This is a genomic window from Kitasatospora sp. NPDC057198 (genome assembly GCF_042670125.1).
In the GTDB taxonomy this organism is placed as follows: Bacteria; Actinomycetota; Actinomycetes; order Streptomycetales; family Streptomycetaceae; genus Kitasatospora.
Window position 1 is genome coordinate 1 of the sequence record NZ_JBHUWH010000141.1, and the last position, 16,663, is coordinate 16,663.

The 16,663-nt window shown below is 74.0% G+C and carries 16 protein-coding genes; 9 read left to right on the forward strand and 7 right to left on the reverse strand.

The annotated features are described in order from the left end of the window. Nucleotides 1-34 precede the first annotated feature (34 nt). Nucleotides 35-1,123 carry a sugar ABC transporter substrate-binding protein gene (locus ACFUEL_RS17910; RefSeq protein ID WP_380237263.1) on the reverse strand — a complete coding sequence of 363 codons (1,089 nt, stop codon included), beginning with the start codon at nt 1,121-1,123 and terminating at the stop codon, nt 35-37. Nucleotides 1,124-1,283: 160 nt separating this feature from the next. After that, a complete protein-coding gene (locus ACFUEL_RS17915) occupies nt 1,284-2,288 on the reverse strand; it encodes an EamA family transporter (RefSeq protein ID WP_380237265.1) in 1,005 nt (334 codons plus the stop codon). Nucleotides 2,289-2,621: 333 nt separating this feature from the next. Here ACFUEL_RS17915 and ACFUEL_RS17920 point away from each other — a divergent pair, with 333 nt between their 5' ends. Both ACFUEL_RS17920 and ACFUEL_RS17925 read left to right on the forward strand, forming a co-directional pair. Continuing rightward, complete coding sequence (locus ACFUEL_RS17920; RefSeq protein ID WP_380237267.1) at nt 2,622-4,097, forward strand: lipase maturation factor family protein; 1,476 nt, start codon at nt 2,622-2,624, stop codon at nt 4,095-4,097. 253 nt (nt 4,098-4,350) lie between these two features. Continuing rightward, a complete protein-coding gene (locus ACFUEL_RS17925) occupies nt 4,351-6,123 on the forward strand; it encodes a hypothetical protein (protein WP_380237268.1) in 1,773 nt (590 codons plus the stop codon). A 60-nt stretch (nt 6,124-6,183) separates the two neighbouring features. On the opposite strand, the gene ACFUEL_RS17930 is transcribed toward ACFUEL_RS17925, so the two are convergent. Beyond that, complete coding sequence (locus ACFUEL_RS17930) at nt 6,184-6,645, reverse strand: nucleoside deaminase (protein WP_380237269.1); 462 nt, start codon at nt 6,643-6,645, stop codon at nt 6,184-6,186. A gap of 120 nt (nt 6,646-6,765) precedes the next feature. Here ACFUEL_RS17930 and ACFUEL_RS17935 point away from each other — a divergent pair, with 120 nt between their 5' ends. Together ACFUEL_RS17935 and ACFUEL_RS17940 are read left to right on the forward strand one after the other, a co-directional pair. Next, nucleotides 6,766-7,659, forward strand: coding sequence for an EI24 domain-containing protein (locus ACFUEL_RS17935; protein WP_380237270.1), 894 nt, complete (start codon nt 6,766-6,768; stop codon nt 7,657-7,659). Between the two features lie 65 nt (nt 7,660-7,724). Next, a complete protein-coding gene (locus ACFUEL_RS17940; RefSeq protein ID WP_380237271.1) occupies nt 7,725-8,957 on the forward strand; it encodes a cytochrome P450 in 1,233 nt (410 codons plus the stop codon). Between the two features lie 85 nt (nt 8,958-9,042). Here the strand turns inward: ACFUEL_RS17940 and ACFUEL_RS17945 are convergent, their stop codons facing one another. Continuing rightward, the gene (locus ACFUEL_RS17945; protein ID WP_033254825.1) at nt 9,043-9,300 is read right to left on the reverse strand and encodes a hypothetical protein; all 258 of its coding nucleotides are present in this window, start codon (nt 9,298-9,300) and stop codon (nt 9,043-9,045) included. A 166-nt stretch (nt 9,301-9,466) separates the two neighbouring features. On the opposite strand from ACFUEL_RS17945, the gene ACFUEL_RS17950 reads away from it, so the two are divergent. Then, nucleotides 9,467-9,817, forward strand: a complete 351-nt coding sequence (locus ACFUEL_RS17950; protein ID WP_380237273.1) for an antibiotic biosynthesis monooxygenase family protein — start codon at nt 9,467-9,469, stop codon at nt 9,815-9,817. Between the two features lie 40 nt (nt 9,818-9,857). Here ACFUEL_RS17950 and ACFUEL_RS17955 read toward each other — a convergent pair whose 3' ends face one another. Then, nucleotides 9,858-10,793 carry a hypothetical protein gene (locus tag ACFUEL_RS17955; protein ID WP_380237274.1) on the reverse strand — a complete coding sequence of 312 codons (936 nt, stop codon included), beginning with the start codon at nt 10,791-10,793 and terminating at the stop codon, nt 9,858-9,860. 129 nt (nt 10,794-10,922) lie between these two features. After that, entirely contained in the window at nt 10,923-11,393 is a 471-nt protein-coding gene (locus ACFUEL_RS17960; protein WP_380237276.1) for an Lrp/AsnC family transcriptional regulator, read from the reverse strand. 118 nt (nt 11,394-11,511) lie between these two features. Here ACFUEL_RS17960 and ACFUEL_RS17965 point away from each other — a divergent pair, with 118 nt between their 5' ends. Further along, nucleotides 11,512-12,141 (forward strand): LysE family translocator, encoded by a 630-nt coding sequence (locus ACFUEL_RS17965; RefSeq protein ID WP_380237277.1) that lies wholly within the window; start codon nt 11,512-11,514, stop codon nt 12,139-12,141. A gap of 195 nt (nt 12,142-12,336) precedes the next feature. Here the strand turns inward: ACFUEL_RS17965 and ACFUEL_RS17970 are convergent, their stop codons facing one another. Then, on the reverse strand, nt 12,337-13,599 hold the full coding sequence (locus ACFUEL_RS17970) for a PucR family transcriptional regulator (protein WP_380237278.1): 1,263 nt from the start codon (nt 13,597-13,599) through the stop codon (nt 12,337-12,339). Between the two features lie 157 nt (nt 13,600-13,756). On the opposite strand from ACFUEL_RS17970, the gene ACFUEL_RS17975 reads away from it, so the two are divergent. From ACFUEL_RS17975 to ACFUEL_RS17985, 3 genes are all read left to right on the forward strand, one after another. Further along, nucleotides 13,757-15,091: a lipase family protein gene (locus ACFUEL_RS17975; RefSeq protein WP_380237280.1), complete on the forward strand. Its 1,335-nt coding sequence runs from the start codon at nt 13,757-13,759 to the stop codon at nt 15,089-15,091. Between the two features lie 133 nt (nt 15,092-15,224). Beyond that, nucleotides 15,225-15,698 (forward strand): carboxymuconolactone decarboxylase family protein, encoded by a 474-nt coding sequence (locus tag ACFUEL_RS17980; protein WP_380237281.1) that lies wholly within the window; start codon nt 15,225-15,227, stop codon nt 15,696-15,698. Nucleotides 15,699-15,732: 34 nt separating this feature from the next. Then, entirely contained in the window at nt 15,733-16,656 is a 924-nt protein-coding gene (locus ACFUEL_RS17985; protein WP_380237282.1) for an RNA polymerase sigma-70 factor, read from the forward strand. The last annotated feature ends 7 nt before the right edge of the window (nt 16,657-16,663 follow it).

Here is a 16,663-nt window from a genome sequence, read left to right on the forward strand (position 1 = left end):
GCCACCGCACAAGGCGCCGCGCCGCCCGCTCCGGTCAGTAGGAGCCGGGGACGCCGGCGTCCTTGCACGCCTTCGCGAACTGCGGGGTGCAGATCTCGCCGGCCTTGTAGAGGCCGCCGTCGATGACCGTCTCGACGACCTTGTCCTTGGTGACGACGATCGGGGTGAGCAGCATCGAGGGGATCTGCAGCCCCTTCGACTCGGTCATGGTGGAGGCCACCGAGGTGATGTCGATGCCCTTCACCAGGTAGACCGCCATGCTGGCGGCCGCGTCGGCCTCCGGCTGGTACGGCTTGTAGATGGTGTACGCCTGCTCGCCGGTGAGGATCCGGCGGATCGCGTCCAGCGAGGCGTCCTGCCCGCCGACCGGCACGTCGGTGCGGCCGGCCTTGTGCAGGGCGTCGATGATCGCGCCCGCCATGCCGTCGTTCGCCGAGTACACGGCCTGGAAGCCGTTCTTGCCGAGCTGGGAGATCGCCTCGTTCATCTTCGCGGCGGCGATGTCCGGCTTCCACTCGCCGGACTGCTCGTACGCGATCTTCTTGACCGCGCTGTCCAGCGTCTTGTGCGCGCCGGCCTTGAAGGAGGCCGCGTTGGGGTCGGTCTCGGCGCCGTTGATCATCACGATCTGGGCGTCGGCGGCCTGCTTGCCCATCGCCTCCAGCAGCGCCTGGCCCTGGAGTTCGCCGGTGCGCTCGTTGTCGAAGGAGATGTAGGCGGCGACCGGGCCCGAGGCGAGCCGGTCGTAGGCGATGACCTTGACGCCCTTGCTGTTGGCCTCCTCCACCCACGGTGCGGTGACGGCGGCGTTCACCGGGTCGAGCAGGATCACCTTGACCCCGCGTGCGAGGAGTGCGTCGAACTGCTCCTTCTGCACCTTCTCGTCGCCGTCGGCGTTGGCGTAGTCGAGGGTGCACTTGGTGCACAGGCCCTGGACGGACGCCTGGATCAACGGCTTGTCGAACGCCTCGTACCGGGTGGACGAGGAGCGCTCGGGCAGCAGCAGTCCGATGGACTGGCTGCCCGAGGACGACGAGGGCTTGTCGTCCCCGCAGGCGGCGAGCGACATCGCCATCGACACGGCGGCCGTGCCGATGACGAGTCGACGCGTCATCGAGTTCATGGTGGGTGGTGCCTCCCTGACAGCGCCGTGTCCCTACGGCGAGGTGAGGGGAGTCAAGCCCACCCACCAGGTGTCGTCAAGAAGTAAATCATTGGTCGGGGGAAATCGACCAAGTCGTTACCTTCTTGAATGCGTACCGGGAGGTTCGTCTGCGGACCTTTCAGCGTTCGCTGCGCGCCACCAGGAACACCCCGCCGACCACGATCGCACCGCCGAGCATGATCGGCCAGGTCAGGGCCTCGGAGAGGAAGAGCCAGCCCAGGAACACCGCGACCACCGGATTGACGTACGCGTAGGTCGCCACCAGCGGAAGCGGCGCGCGCTGCAACAGCCAGGCGTAAGACGTGAACGCGACAATAGAGCCGAACAGCACCAGGTACACCAGCCCGGCCCACGAGCCCGCCGACACCGCCGCCGGATCGAAATCCCCCGGCTCGCCCCGCGCGAACGACAGCACCAGCGCGCCCACCGCGCCCGCCAGCATCTCGTACACGCTCGCTACGAACGGATCGGCCGGCATCGGCAGCCGCCCCGCCAGCACCGAACCCAGCGCCCACACCACCGCCGCGCCCACCACCAGCAGCAGACCGGACAGCCCGACCTCGCCGGTCAGCCCCGGCGCGGTCAGCACCACCAGGCCCACCAGGCCGAGCAGCACGCCCGCCAGCGTCGACCCGCCGGTCCGCGCCCCGAACAGCCGGCGCAGCAGCACCACCCACAGCGGCACGCTGGCCACCATCAGCGCCGCCAGGCCCGACGGCACGGTGCGCTCGGCCAGCACCACCAGCCCGTTGCCGCCCACCAGCAGCAGCACGCCCACCAGGAAGGCGGAGGCGAACTGAGCCCGCGTCACCCGCAGCGCACCCCAGCCCTGACGGACCGTCAGGCCGACGCCGAGCAGCAGCGCCGCCGCGCCGAAACGCAGCGCGCCGGACAGCAGCGGCGGCATCGTCTCCACCACCACCCGGATCGCCAGGTAGGTCGACCCCCACACCACGTACACGATGCCGAGCGCCGCCCACACCGCCGCCCCGAGGCCGCCGGACGGTGCCGGTCCCCCCTTTCCGTTTCCGGCGGGGGAGTCGGGTGCGGGGTCGGCGTCGGCCGCCGGGGGCGGACAGTCGGGGTCGGCGTCGGCCGGGGATTGCGGAGAGGTCGCGGACACGTGCGTCTCCTTGTCTTGGTCCTGACAGGATGCGTTCGGCGGAATGACACCACACTCCGTTCGTGCGCGGCAGGGAGTTTCACCACTCGGTACGGGCACCACTCGGTACGGGCGCCACTCGGTGCGGGCACCACCCGGTACGGGCGCCACCCGGTACGGGCGCCACCCGGTGCGGGCGCCGAGGGCACTACGCGCGAACGCCCTCCGCCGCACGCCGGACAGGGCCGACCGGATGAACCGGCGCACCACCGCGCCCCCAGCCGCCCCGCCCCGGCCGCGCCGGATGGTAGTGATGGGGGCGGCCCGAGCGCAGCCGATCGGAGGAGCGGCCGCATGGCATGGTTCGCCGCCCCCGAGTACCGGCTCGCCCGGGAACTGTTCCTGCGCCTGCTCGCCCTCGTCTACGCCTGCGGGTTCCTCGCCGCCGCCCGCCAGTTCCGCGCCCTGCTCGGCACCCGCGGCATGCTCCCGATCCCGCGCTTCCTGGCCCGCGTCCCGTTCCGCCGCGCCCCCAGCCTGTTCCACTGGCACTACAGCGACCGCCTCTACGCCGCCCTCGCCCGCACCGGCCTGCTGCTCTCCCTCGCCCTGCTCGCCGGGGCGGGCGACCTGCTCCCGCTCGGCGCCGCGATGGCCCTGTGGGCGCTGCTCTGGGTGCTCTACCTGTCGATCGTCAACACCGGGCAGACCTGGTACGCCTTCGGATGGGAGTCCCTGCTGCTGGAGGCCGGGGCGCTCGCCGTCTTCCTCGGCAACGACCGGGTCGCCCCGCCGCTGCCCGTCCTGTGGCTGCTGCGCTGGGTGCTGTTCCGGGTCGAGTTCGGCGCCGGACTGATCAAGTGGCGCGGCGACGAGTGCTGGCGCAAGCTCACCTGCCTCTACCACCACCACGAGACCCAGCCCATGCCCGGCCCGCTCAGCTGGTTCTTCCACCACCTGCCCCGCCCCCTGCACAGGGTCGAGGCCGCCGCCAACCACCTCGTCCAACTCGTCGTCCCCTTCGGCCTGTTCCTCCCGCAGCCGATCGCCTCCGACGCCGCCCTGCTGATGATCGCCACCCAGCTGTGGCTGATCGCCTCCGGCAACTTCGCCTGGCTCAACTGGCTCACCGTCGCCCTCGCCCTCGCCGTCCTCGACACCGGCACCCTGCGCCGCGTCCTGCCGATCGGCCCCGACCCCGCGTACGGACCCCAACCCGCCTGGTACCAGGGGCTGGTGGCCGCCTACGTGCTGCTGGTGCTCGTCCTGTCCTGGCGGCCGCTGCGCAACCTGGCCTCCCCGCGCCAGCAGATGAACCGCTCCTGGGACCGCCTCCACCTGGTCAACAGCTACGGCGCGTTCGGCTCCGTCAGCCGCGACCGGTACGAGATCGTCCTCTCGGGCACCCGCGACGTCCACGGCGAGGACGGCTGGCAGGAGTACGAATTCCACGGCAAGCCCGGCGAAGTACGGCGGCTGCCACGGCAGTTCGCGCCCTACCACCTGCGCCTCGACTGGCTGATGTGGTTCGCCGCGATCTCCCCCTCCTACGCCCGGCCCTGGTTCCGCCCGCTGCTCGCCCGCCTGCTCGTCAACGACCCCGACACCCTGCGCCTGCTGCGCCGCAACCCCTTCCCCGACACCCCGCCCGCCCTCGTCCGCGCCGACCTCCACCACTACCGCTTCACCCGCGGCCCCGAACTCCGCGACACCGGCGCCTGGTGGCACCGCCGCCGCGTCCGCACCTACCAGCGGCCCGCCGGCCTCGCCGAACTCGGACCGCACGCCCCACCGGAAAACACCGGGAACGAGCCCGGAGCACGCCGATGACCCCACCCAACTCCCGCCCCCCACCCGGACGGGGCGTACTGTCGGTGCCGCTCCCTACCGTACGGACCGGGCGGACGGGCCCCGCGCCCCCGCCGACGGTCCACCGCGGCCCGGTGAACGCACGGAGGTCCGGTGCGTGCACGGCTCGAACGCACACCCGTATTCTGTCCTCCCGCGACGCCACCGCCGCCGCAACCACCCCACCCGCCCCGCCAGCCCTTCTGCCCGCCAAACGCCACGAACCGGACTTCACATGACAGTGCGCACCCTGAACGACGCCGACGACGCCGCTTCCGAGACCGCGACCGCGTCCGCGACGGACGGCGAGACCCGCCAGAGCACCCGTGAGGAACTCGGCCGCTTCGCCGAGCAGGGCGGCTTCGCCCTCACCGCCGACGCCAACCCCTGGCTGGAGGCCGCCGAGACGCTCACCGGCCCCGAGGACGCCCGCGCCGCCTCCACCGTCCTCGCCGAACTCCGCAGCCGCGACACCCGCGCCGTCGGCCGGGCCGCCAACGCCATCGCCACCAAGGCCGGCCTCGACATCCCCGACACCCTCGGCGGCCTCACCACCCTGCTCGACCTCCTCCAGCGCGTCCACGCCACCACCACGACGCTGCGCACCGAGGCGTACGAGCAGGACCTCGCCGAACTCGCCGCCGCGACCGGCACCGGCGCCTACCGCAAGGAGACCGGCGCCAAGCTCGGCTGGAACCGCCGCCGCGTCCTGCGCGGCCAGGCCCGCGCCCTCGCCGCCCCCGGCACCCGCCCCGGCCGCGCCGACCTGCACGGCGCCCTGATCGCCGCCGCGGCCGCCCACCGCGACTGGAGCGCCCTCTCCGACACCTCCTCCCGCCCCTCCGTCCCCGTCGACGGCGCCCTGCTCACCGAGACCGCCAACGTCGTCGAATCCCTCGCCGACGCCGTCCGCTCCCTCGCCCGCCTCCTCCCCGAACGCGCCCTCGACTCCCTCCCGCTCGCCGAACTCGCCGAACTCGTCGACCGCCTGGCCGCCGACGAAGGCACCCTCTACCGGCTCTCCGCCCTGCGCCAGCTGCGCCTGGAACTCGCCGAGCAGGGGCTCACGGAGCTGCTGGAGGAGCTGAACGAGCGGCAGGCCGACAAGGACGCTGCGCTGGCCGCGTACGACCGGCACGTCGCCGCGAAGGCTGCGCTGGCGGCGGGGCCGCGACAGGCTGCGGAGGCTGAGGCTGAGGTTGCCGTCGAGGAGACGGTGGTCGAGGTGGAGGCTGTCGTCGAGGAGACGGTGGCTGAGCCGGAGGTCGAGGAGACCGAGGTCGAGGCTGAGGCTGAGGCTGCTGTCGAGGAGACGGTGGTCGAGGTGGAGGCTGTCGTCGAGGAGACGGTGGCTGAGCCGGAGGCTGAGGCTGTTGTTGAGGAGGCGGTGGCGGAGCCGGAGGTCGAGGAGGCCGAGGCTGTCGTTGAGGAGACGGTGCAGGAGCCGGAGGCTGAGGTGGCGGCCGTCGAGGCTGAAACCGAGGTCGAGGAGCCGGTGGCCGAGCCCGAGCCGGAGCCCGAAGCCGTTGTTGAGTCCGAGCTTGCGCCCGAGCCGGAGGCTGTCGTTGAGCCCGAGCCCGAGGCTGTCGAGCCGGTTGTGGAGGTTGAGCCGGAGCCGGAGCCCGAGGCCGTTGTTGAGCCCGAGCCCGAGCCCGAGCTTGTGCCCGAGCCCGAGGCCGTCGTTGCGCCCGAGCCCGAGCCCGAGCTTGCGCCCGAGCCTGAGGCCGTTGTTGAGCCCGAGCCCGAGCCCGAGCTTGCGCCCGAGCCCGAGGCTGTTCCGGTCGTGGCGGCTGGTGGGGTGGGGAAGCCCGAGCTGGTGCCGGGGAAGCCGATCACCGGGTACTCCGCGGAGGAACTGGTCGCGTTGGTGGCCTGGTTGGACTCGGACGGGGAGAAGCGCAGCGATGACGAGTTGCTGCGGGCGGCCATGAAGGAGCTCGGGTTCGCCCGGCTGGGGCCGCGCATCAAGGAGGCGCTGGGGGCCGCGGTGGCCGCCGTTCGCGCCTGACGTTCCGTCAGTCGGTGTTCTGCCGCCCGTCGTTGTGCTTCGTGCGCAGCGGCGGGCGGGTCATTTGCCGATGTCCTCGTACCAGAGGTCGGGGCGGGCGGCGATGAAGTCGGTCATCAGGCGTACGCAGTGCGGGTCGTCGAGCAGGGTGATGCCGGTGCCGTGGGCGGCGAGCCAGTCGTGGCCGCCGGTGAAGGTGGTGGATTCGCCGATCACCACGTGTCCGATGCCGAACTGGCGGACCAGGCCGGAGCAGTACCAGCAGGGGGAGAGGGTGGTGACCATCACCGTGTCGCGGTAGCCGCGCAGGCGGCCGGCGGCGCGGAAGGCCGCGGTCTCCGCGTGCGTGGACGGATCGCCGTCCTGGACGCGCCGGTTGTGTCCGCGTCCGAGCAGTTCGCCGTCGAGCCGGAACAGCGCCGCACCGATCGGGACGCCGCCCTCCGCGAGTCCGGTCTCCGCCTCCGCCACCGCGACGTCCAGCCACGTCCGCGCCTGTTCCGCCGTCACCCGCGTGCCCATTCGGCCACCTCCTGCGTCCACTCTTCCCGCCCGTCCGGCCGCGACGCGCTCCGCCACGCTGGTGGAACGGCGGTCCGGGTCGGTGTCCGGTGGGTTTGACGTTTCCTTTAGGGTGCGGGCATGCGAGATTTCGGGGCGGGACTGCGGTTCCTGTTCGACGGGCAGCGGTGGGTTGCGCGGCACGGGCGGTGGTGGGGGTTCGGGATGATCCCGGCGCTGATCGCCCTGGTCGGGTACGTGGCGGCGCTGGTGGCGCTGGTCGTGTACGCGGGGGACCTGGCCGCGTGGGCCACGCCGTTCGCGGACGGGTGGAGCGAGGTGTGGCGCAACGCGGTGCGGGTGGTCGTCGCGGTGGCGGCGGTCGGCGCGGGCGGGCTGCTGGCGGTGCTGACGTTCACGGCGGTGACGCTGCTGATCGGGGAGCCGTTCTACGAGTCGCTGTCGGCGAAGGTCGAGGCCACCGAGGGCGGCGGCCCGCCGGAGCCGGACGTGCCGCTGTGGCGGGAGCTGTGGGTGGCGGCGCGGGACAGCCTCGCGGTGCTGCTGCGGGCGGTGGGGTTCGGGCTGGTGCTGTTCCTGTGCGGGTTCATCCCGGTGCTGGGGCAGACGGTGGTCCCGGTGCTGGCGGTGTGCGTGTCCGGGTACTACCTGACCGTGGAGCTGACCGGGACGCCGCTGCAGAAGCGCGGCCTGGCGCAGCGGGAGCGGCTGCGGCTGCTGCGCTCCCGGCTGCCGATGACGCTCGGGTTCGGGACGGGGCTGACGCTGCTGTTCCTGGTGCCCGGGTTGACGGTGCTGGCGATGCCGGGCGCGGTGGCCGGTGCGACGCTGCTGGCCCGGGAGGTCGCCCCGTACGAGCCGGAGGGGTCGGCCGGGGGAGCGGACGAGGGGGACGGCGGGCAGCCGGACCGGGATCAGGGTCCGGGCCCGTACCCGTACTCGGAGCCGTACGCGGACCCGTACCGCAAGCACCCCGGGGCGAACCCGTACGCGGTCGATCCGCAGATCGGGTGATCGGACCGATCACCGCGTGCCACGGGGATTTGACGTAGCGTCACGGACTGCGCGATAACGTCCCCATGGCGCTATCCGCGGACGCCGCCCCGCGCGGCATCGATCTCGGCGACCCCGCGTTCTGGCGGCTGTCGGCGCAGGCGCGGGCCGCGGCGTTCGCCCGGCTGCGCGAGCGCTCCGGCCCGGTCGGGTTCACCGACCGGGCGACCGGGCGGCGGTGCTGGGCGCTGGTCCGGCACGCGGACGTGACGCCGGTCAGCCGCTCGCCGGAGGTGTACCTGTCCGGGCCGGGGGCGACCGCGCCGGAGCCGGCCCGCTGGGTGCGGGCGGTGTTCGGCGACTCGATGGCCGACCTGGACGACCCCCGGCACGCCGACCTGCGCCGGGTGGTCGGCCGGGCCTTCACGCCGCGGCTGATCGCCGAGGTCGAGCGGGACATCCGGCGGACCGCCGTCGAACTGGTCGACCGGCTGGAGCGGGAGCGCCCGACCGACTTCGTCGGCTCCGTCGCCGCCGAGCTCCCGTACCGGGTGGTCTGCACGATGATGGGCATCCCGCCCGAGCAGCGCCGCCGGATCCTGGCCCGGACGGACCGCGCCGCCGCCCCCGCGGGGGTGGCCCGGCGCGGGCTGCGGGTGCCGGGCGGCGGCCTGCGGGTGCTGACTGCGACGCAGCTGGCGGTGGCCGCGCTGGGCCGCGAGCGCCGCCGCCGGCCGACCGGCGACCTGGTCTCCGCCCTGGTCGCCGCCGACGTGGACGGCCGCCGGCTGAACTCCCGCGAACTCGGCGCGTTCTTCTCGCTGCTGCTGGTCGCGGGCGTGGAGACCACCCGCAACGCGCTCGCCCACGGCCTGCACCTGCTGACCGCCCACCCCGAGCAGCGGGCCCTGCTGCTCGGCGACCTCGACGCGCACCTGGGCGGCGCGGTGGAGGAGATCGTCCGGTACTCCACGCCGATCGTCCAGTTCCGCCGCACCGTCGCCGTCGACCACCGGCTGTCCGGGATCCGGCTGGCCGCGGGCGACAAGGTGGTGCTGTTCTACGGCTCCGCCAACCGCGACGAGGCGGTCTTCCGCGACCCGGACGCCTTCGACGTCACCCGCTCGCCCAACCCGCACCTCGGCTTCGGCGGCGGCGGCCCGCACTTCTGCCTCGGCGCCCACCTGGCCCGCCGGCAGATGCGGACGATGCTGCGCGAACTGTTCACCCGCCTCCCGGAGATCCGCTCCACCGCCGCCCCCGAGACCGTCCCGTCCTCCTCCGGCCACCGCGTCCGCGCGCTGCCGTTCACGTTCTGAGGCCGCCGGGGGACGGGAAGGGGCGGCCACCGTCGCGCGGTGGCCGCCCCTGTCGCCGGTCGGGGCCGGTCGGGGTCGGGCCGGGTCAGGACGGGTGGCTGCCCACCGTGTCGTGGATCTCGGCGCCCATGACGCTGTTGGCGCGGGCGCAGTGGGCGCCGCAGAAGAAGCGCCCGGCGACTTCGACGCCGTGGCCGACGATGCGGACGGTGCACTGCTCGCAGCGCGGGGCGAGCTTCTCCATCGCGCACTCGAAGCTGTCGAAGACGTACGTGTCACCGGTGATCGTCTTGATCTCGAAGGACAGCCAGTAGTCGTTCTGGCACACCACGCAGACCGCCATGTCGGGCTCCTCTCGCCGTACGGGTCCACCGCCGAGTCTCGGACCGGGGCGGGAGGACGGCAATCGGCGGCGGTCCGAACGGAGCGAACCGGAGGAAACGGAACGAAAAGGGTGCGGCCGTCCGATAATGGTCAGCAGGGTCCGGTGTTCAGCCGAGGAGGCCGAGATGATTATCCGAATCTGGGAGGCGCAGGTCGCCCCGCACCGGGCCGAGGACTTCTGCGCCAGGCTCGCCTCGACCGTGCTGCCGGGGCTGGACCGCTGGGACGGCTTCCTCGGCGGCGAACTCCTCCGGGCCTGCTCCGACGAGGACCACCGGGTGCAGATGATCACCCGCTGGCGCGACGAGGAGGCGCTGCGCGCCTACGCCGGGCCGATGTGGCGGATCCGGCCGGTCTGGTCGGAGGGCGAACTGCACGAACTGGAGCACCCGCCGACGGTGGTGCACTTCCACTCGCTGCGCCGCCTGGACACCGCCGTCGGCCGGCCCGCCGGCCAGCCCGCGGCGGCGGGCTGACCGGGCCGGGTGGCGGGCCGACCGGAACGGGTGGCGGGGGTCAGCTGGTGGCGCCCTTGGTGTCGGCCTTGATGCCGAGGGCCTTCAGCCACTGCTGGCAGTTCTCGCAGGGCGTGCGCTTGAACCACGACCGGGCGTCGCGGCCGCGCGCGTCCATCGCGACGATCCAGCTGTCGGGGAACGCGACGGGCTGGGTGAGGAAGGCGGCCACCACCTCGTCCTCGGTGGTGAACCCCTGCTCGTGGATGAACCAGTCCAGCGCGTGCACCTCGGCGCAGTTGCCCACCGTCCAGCCTTCCAGCCGGACGGTGCGGTGGCTGACCACCGCGTACGTCAGGTTCAGCAGGCCGCTGCCGTCGTTGCGGCCCCGGTAGACCCGGCCGCCGGCGACCAGGATCGCCCGGACCGCCGTCTCGGTGCCCTGCGGGGCGTTCTCGCGCAGGGCCTTGGCCAGCTCCTCGGCCAGGATCTCCGCGTTGCCGCGCTGCACGGGCGGGGCCGGCGCCGGCCGCTGCGCGGGCCGTTGCACGGGCTGCTGGGCGGCGAGCCGGGCCGCGTCCCGGGCCTGGAGCCGGACGACCAGCACCCGCCGCAGGTCGGCGACGGCGGTGAAGGCGACCTGCCCGGCGCCCTGCCCCCAGGCGGCGAGCGCCCGGCGGGCCTGCCGTCCGGGCAGCCGCTCGTGGCCCGCCGTCAGCCGGGCGATCTCCCGCAGCACCTCCTGCACCAGCCCGGTCAGCGTGAACGCGGGCACCTCGGTCAGCGGGCGGCCGCGCTCCAGTTCGAGCAGCGCCCGCCGCAGGACGCCCGCCAGCGCCTCCAGTTCGGCCAGTGCCTGGGCGTCGTCGGGCGTCTGGAGGGCCGGCCCGCGCAAGTAGGCGGCCTGCGAGCCGGTCAGGCCGGTCAGCACGGCGTCCGCCGTTTCGGTGGGGCTGGGCACGGGTTCGCGGTACACGGCAACCTCCCTGTTCCTCATGGGAGTTGGTTCCTCATGGGAGTTGCGACCGTACCCGGCGCCGGGGCGGCTCGCGGCAGAGATCACCGGAATCCGATCCGTCAATCGGACCGGAAGCGGTGATCCGAAGCACGACGGGGCTCACCGCGCTCAGCCGCGCGCCGTCGGCTCCACCGGGATGCCCGCGTCGGCCTTCACCTGCTTCATGGTCAGGTGCGAGTGCACCTGGGCGATGCCCGGCAGCCCCGAGAGCACGTCGGTGACGAACCGCTCGTACGCGGCGAGATCGGCGACCGCGACCCGCAGCAGGTAGTCCGGATCGCCGAACAGCCGGTGCGCCTCCACCACCTCCGGCAGCTCCGCCACCCGCCGCTCGAACTCGCTGACGGTCGCCCGGTCCTCGTGCCGCATCACCACCGTGACGAACGGCTGGAAGCCGCGCCCGACGGCCCCCGGGTCCAGCCGGGCCCGGTAGCCGCGGATCACCCCCTGCTCCTCCAGGTGGCGCACCCGGCGCAGGCACGGCGACGGGGTCAGCCCCACCCGCTCGGCCAGCTCGGCGTTGCTGATCCGGCCGTCCTGCTGGAGCTCGTGGAGGATTCTGCGGTCGAGGCGGTCCATGGCGCAACATTCTGCCAGAGCACCGCCGTGACCAGCGAAAACGGGACATCGGCTGCCAACGGTGGACCGCTAGCGTCCAGGGGTTGGGATTTCCCCCCGTTCCGAAGCCGAAGGTGCCATGGATCCGCACGCCCTGCTGCTCTTCCTCGGCGTCGACGTGCTGCTGGTCTGCACGCCCGGCCCCGACTGGCTGTACATCGTCGCCCGCGGCCTCGGCCAGGGCCGCCGCGCCGCGCTCACCGCCGTCACCGGCGTCTGCGCGGGCTACGCCGTCCACACCCTGCTCTCCGCCGCCGGCCTGGCCGCCGCGCTGCGGGCCGTGCCCGCGCTGCTCCCCGCGCTGCGCCTGGCCGGCGCGGGCTACCTCGTCCTCCTCGCCGCCGGCATGCTGCTCGCCCTCCGCCGCGGCGGGACCGGCCCGGCCGTGGCCGCCGCCGGACCCCAGCCCGCCCGCACGGTGCTCCGCCAGTCGCTGCTGACCGCCCTGCTCAACCCCAAGGGCCTGCTGCTGTACCTCTCGTTGGTGCCGCAGTTCGTCACCCCGGACGGCGCCCTCCCGGTCGGCGCCCAGGTCGCGGCCCTCGGCGCGGTCAACGTCCTGTGCTGCGCCGCCGTCTACTCCGCCGTCGCCCTGGGCGCGGCCCGCCTCGGCGGCCGCATCGGCACCACCCCGCGAGCGGCCCGCCGCCTCTCCGCGGTCTCCGCGGTCCTGCTGCTGGCGGTCGCGGGCGTCACCGCGGCAGCGTGAAGGCAGACGCTTCGGGAGAAATCAGGGGCTCGGGGAACGGCGAGTCCGTGCTGCTGGTGGCCGGAGCCCATCGGGGGTCGAGGCTGCTGCGTGTCTGTAACGGAACCGGAAGCCGATGCGCGCTCCGGCAGTGCACCGTCAGCAGACTGGGCCTCGCCGTTCCCCGAGCCCCTGGTGGTTCATCCTTCGCCGTTCTCAGCGCATCGCGTGGGCGGCGAGGGCTGCGCGGAGGGTGAGGAGGTCGGGGCCGCGGACGGCGTCGAGGCCGGTGAGGTCGGCGGTGCGGCGCAGGCGGTAGTCGACGGTGTTGGGGTGCACCTGGAGGGTGGCGGCGGTGCGGCGGCGGTCGAGGCCGCAGGTGAGGAACGCCCGTAGGGTGTCGAGGAGTTCGGGGCGCCCCGTGAGGGGGGTGAGCAGGGCGGCGAGGGCGTCGCGGGCGGGGCCGGGGCGGCTGAGCTGGTAGTCGACCAGGACGTCGTCGAGCAGGTGGGGGCCGGGGCCGCGGCCGGTGGCTTCGGCGACGCGGCGGATCTCGGTGGCGAGCCGGACCGCGTCGGCGACCTCGCCGGGGGCGGCGGTGACGGCGCCGGCGGTCAGTTCGGCGCCGCAGGCGCGGGTGAGTCGGTCGAGCAGGGCGGTGAGGGCGGCGCGGTCGGGGGCCGGGTCGGGGGAGTCGTCGGGGAGCAGGACGGGGCCGCCGTCGGCGGCCAGCGCGGCGAGCGGGACGCCGTCCGTGCGGCGGTCCAACTCGGCGCGCAGGCGCCGGAGTTTGCGGCGGGCGACGACCGAGCGGTTGACGCCGGGGCGGGACTCGTCGGGGTGCGGGCCGATGGCGAGGGCGAGCACCAGGTAGCGGGTGGGGAGCCGGATCCCGGCCCGGTCGGCGGCGGCGCGCGGGTCGCCGCCCTCCAGCAGCCGGGAGAGCAGGGCCTGCCGGGAGACCTGTTCGTCGCCGAGCGCGGCCTGCCGTTCCTGCACGTACCCGGCGGCGACCGCGCAGCTGACCACCCGCAGGTAGCCGAGCAGGCGGTCCTGGGCGGTGGCGACGTCGGGCAGGTCGGCGGGGGAGGCTTCGGCCAGGAGGCGGGCGGCGCACAGTTGGGCGCCCAGGTGGTAGGCGCCGACCACGGACTCCAGCGGGACGCCCTCGTCGGCGCGGCGGGCCGAGGACTCGCGGATCCGGGCGAGTTCGGCCTCGCCGGGCAGCACGCCGGTGCGCATCACCTCGACGAACGCCCGGATGCCGCGCTCGACCTGGCGGGTGATCTCGCCGCGCAGCTGTTCGGGGGGCAGCGCGTGGTAGGCGGGGAGCCGGTCCAGCAGCCGGACCATCACCTCGGCGGCCAGCGCGGGGGCCAGCGCGAGCAGCCGCAGGTGGGCCGGGTGGCCGCCGAACCTGGGCCCGTCGTCGGCGAGTTCGGGGGCGGTCCGGACGGGCTCGGTGTTGGGTGCGGTCACAACTCACCTCGCGAATCTCTGTGCGGCGGCCCGGCGACGGGGCCGGGCGGCGCGGTCATCATGGTTCCCCGGAGGTTACCTACCCGTAGGTAACTCCCGCGATCCCCCACCTTGTTCAGGTCGCGCCCCCAGCCCCCAGTCAGAGACGGGAACCGCCATGAACCGAGCCGCCCGGCTGATCGCCACCGCCCTCGCCGCCGCCGCGGTCGCCACCGCCGCCCCCGTGGCCACCGCCGCCGCCACCGCCGGCGCGGCGAGCGCCGCCGACCCGTTCTACGCGTACGACGGCACCGCCCCGCTGTCCTCGTACGCACCCGGCACCGTGCTCAAGACCCGCACCCTCTCGTACCACCTGCTCGGCCTGGCCACCCCGGTGCGGGCCGTCCAACTGCTGTTCCGCACCACCGACGCGCAGGGGCGGCCCAGCGCGGGCGTCACCACCGTGGTGCGCGGGCTGGGCAGCGACGGCAGCCGGGCCGTTTCGTACCAGTCGTTCTACGACTCGCTGAACCCCGCCGACGGGCCGTCCCGGGCGGTCGCCGGGGACGTCAGCCTGGGCGGCGCGATCGCCAACGCGGAGTCGCTGTTCGTCGTCCCGTTCGTGCTCCAGGGCTACGACGTGGTGATCCCCGACACCGAGGGGCAGAGCGCCGACTTCGCGGCCGGGCCCGAGTACGGCACCACCACGCTGGACTCGATCCGGGCCGCCTCTGCCTCGTCCGCGACCGGTCTGCGCGCGGACACCCGGTTCGGCATGATCGGCTACTCCGGCGGCGCGATCGCCACCAACTGGGCCGCCGCCCTCGCCCCCTCCTACGCGCCCGACGTCAACCGCCGCCTGGTCGGCTTCGCCGAGGGCGGCCTGCTGGTCGCCCCCGCGCACAACCTCAGGTACGTGGCCGGCGGCGTGGTGTGGCCCGGCGTCATCCCGATGGCGATCACCGGCGTGGCCCGCGCCTACGGCTTCGACCTGGCGCCCTACCTGAGCGACTACGGCAAGCAGGTGTTCGCGAAGACGCAGAACGCCTCGATCGTCAACGCGCTCGCCCAGTACCCCGGCCTGACCTGGCAGAAGCTCGCCAAGCCCGCCTACGCCGACCCGAACTCGATCCCCGAGTACCTGGCGGCCGTCAACAAGGTCAACCTCGGCTCCGCCCCCACCCCCACCGTCCCCGGCTACATCGCCCAGGGCAACGGCGGCGTCCTGGAAGGCACCTTCAGCAACGTCCCCGGCATCGGCACCGGCGACGGCGTGATGGTCGCCGGGGACGTCCGCGCGCTGGCCCGGCAGTACTGCGCCACCGGCAACGCCGGCATCAAGTACCAGCAGTACGACCTGCTCAGCCACCTCGGCACGGCCGTCCCGTGGGCGCCCACCGCCGTGCTCTACCTGAACGACCGCTTCGCCGGGAAGGCCGCCCCGTCCGACTGCGGCCGCATCCCGGCCGGCAACTCGCTCGCCCCCGAGCGCCCGGTCGCGCCCGGCAGGTAGCCCCGCCCGGTCCGCCCGTACGGAGCCCGCGCCCCGAGGGACGGAGACGCACGTCACACCGCGCCGTGTCACGGGCGCGGGGGCCGTCCCGTCCTGAGGGGTGAAGGCGACGACGAGCACCGAGGAGCACACGATGGACGCACGACTGGACTACTTCGCGGACCCGGCCGCCGGCAAGGCCCTCAAGCACGTGATGTCGGCGGGGCGCGAGCTGAAGGCGATGCCGCTGCCCGCGGCGACGCAGGAGCTGGTGGCCCTGCGGGTCAGCCAGATCAACGGCTGCGCGGCCTGCGTCGACATGCACACCAAGGAGGCCGCCGCGGCCGGGGAGAGCCAGGTGCGGCTGCACCTGGTCGCGGTCTGGCGGGAGGCGGCGGTCTTCACCGAGGCCGAGCGCGCCGCGCTCGAACTCGCCGAGCAGGGCACCCGGGTCGCCGACGCCGCCGAGGGCGTGGACGACGAGGTGTGGGAGCGCGCCGCCCGGCACTACGACCGGGAACAGCTCACCGCCCTGGTGATGCTGGTGTCGTTCATGAACATGGTGAACCGGCTGAACGCGATCACCCGGCAGCCGGCCGGCGGCTATGAGGCCGGGACGTTCCACTGAAGCGCCGGCCGGACGGACGAGGGGAGGACCGGGGATGGGCAAGGTCGAGGAGTTCGAGGAGCTGCGGCCGCTGCTGTTCTCCCTCGCGTACCGGATCCTGGGCAGCGTCGCCGAGGCCGAGGACGCGGTGCAGGAGAGCTGGCTGCGCTACGACGCCTCGCCCGTCCGGCCGGACTCGCCCCGGGCCTACCTGTCGACCACGGTGACCCGGATCGCCATCGACGTCCTGCGCTCCGCCCGGGTGCGGCGCGAGGCGTACGTCGGGGCCTGGCTGCCCGAACCGCTGCTCGACGACCCCTACCAGGACCCGGCCCGCGCGGCCGAACTGGCCGACTCGCTGTCGATGGCGGCACTGCTGCTGCTGGAGCGGCTCAGCCCGCTGGAGCGGTCGGTGTTCGTGCTGCGGGAGGTCTTCGGCTTCGGCTTCGACGAGGTCGCCGCCGCGGTCGGGCGCTCGGAGCCGGCCTGCCGCCAACTGCTCGTCCGGGCCCGCCGCCACATGGACGAGGGGCGGCCCAGGTACGAGGCGGACCGCGACGAGCAGCGCGAACTGGCGCGGCGGTTCTTCGAGGCGCTCTCCCGGGGAGACCTGGAGGGGCTGCGGGGCCTGCTGGCCGCTGACGTCCAGCTGGTCGGGGACGGCGGCGGCAAGGCCCCGCAGCTGGCCAGGGCCGTCAGCGGGGCCGAGAACGTGGCCCGGCTGCTGGCCGTCTTCTACCCGCTGATGGCCCGCACCGGCATCGGCTGCGAACCGCGCACCGTCAACGGGCAGCCCGGCGCGGTGTTCCGCGACCCGGACGGCAGGGTCCTGCACGTGCTGGCCCTGGACGTGCGGGGCGGCCTGGTCCGGGCCGTCCGCACGGTCGTCAACCCGGACAAGCTCGGCCACCTCGGCCCGGTCGCCGACGCCTGGGCCGTCGACCGGGAGGTCCGGGCGGCCCACCGGCGGCAGCGCTGACCCGGAA

Coding starts and splice junctions, on each gene's coding strand:
- ACFUEL_RS17965 (WP_380237277.1), top strand. CDS start 11,512: ATGGATCCGCACGCCCTGCTGCTCTTCCTCGGCGTCGACGTGCTGCTG.
- ACFUEL_RS17930 (WP_380237269.1), bottom strand. CDS start 6,645: ATGGGCACGCGGGTGACGGCGGAACAGGCGCGGACGTGGCTGGACGTC.
- ACFUEL_RS17955 (WP_380237274.1), bottom strand. CDS start 10,793: ATGAGGAACAGGGAGGTTGCCGTGTACCGCGAACCCGTGCCCAGCCCC.
- ACFUEL_RS17960 (WP_380237276.1), bottom strand. CDS start 11,393: ATGGACCGCCTCGACCGCAGAATCCTCCACGAGCTCCAGCAGGACGGC.
- ACFUEL_RS17980 (WP_380237281.1), top strand. CDS start 15,225: ATGGACGCACGACTGGACTACTTCGCGGACCCGGCCGCCGGCAAGGCC.
- ACFUEL_RS17910 (WP_380237263.1), bottom strand. CDS start 1,123: ATGAACTCGATGACGCGTCGACTCGTCATCGGCACGGCCGCCGTGTCG.
- ACFUEL_RS17950 (WP_380237273.1), top strand. CDS start 9,467: ATGATTATCCGAATCTGGGAGGCGCAGGTCGCCCCGCACCGGGCCGAG.
- ACFUEL_RS17925 (WP_380237268.1), top strand. CDS start 4,351: ATGACAGTGCGCACCCTGAACGACGCCGACGACGCCGCTTCCGAGACC.
- ACFUEL_RS17975 (WP_380237280.1), top strand. CDS start 13,757: ATGAACCGAGCCGCCCGGCTGATCGCCACCGCCCTCGCCGCCGCCGCG.
- ACFUEL_RS17935 (WP_380237270.1), top strand. CDS start 6,766: ATGCGAGATTTCGGGGCGGGACTGCGGTTCCTGTTCGACGGGCAGCGG.
- ACFUEL_RS17945 (WP_033254825.1), bottom strand. CDS start 9,300: ATGGCGGTCTGCGTGGTGTGCCAGAACGACTACTGGCTGTCCTTCGAG.
- ACFUEL_RS17940 (WP_380237271.1), top strand. CDS start 7,725: ATGGCGCTATCCGCGGACGCCGCCCCGCGCGGCATCGATCTCGGCGAC.
- ACFUEL_RS17920 (WP_380237267.1), top strand. CDS start 2,622: ATGGCATGGTTCGCCGCCCCCGAGTACCGGCTCGCCCGGGAACTGTTC.
- ACFUEL_RS17985 (WP_380237282.1), top strand. CDS start 15,733: ATGGGCAAGGTCGAGGAGTTCGAGGAGCTGCGGCCGCTGCTGTTCTCC.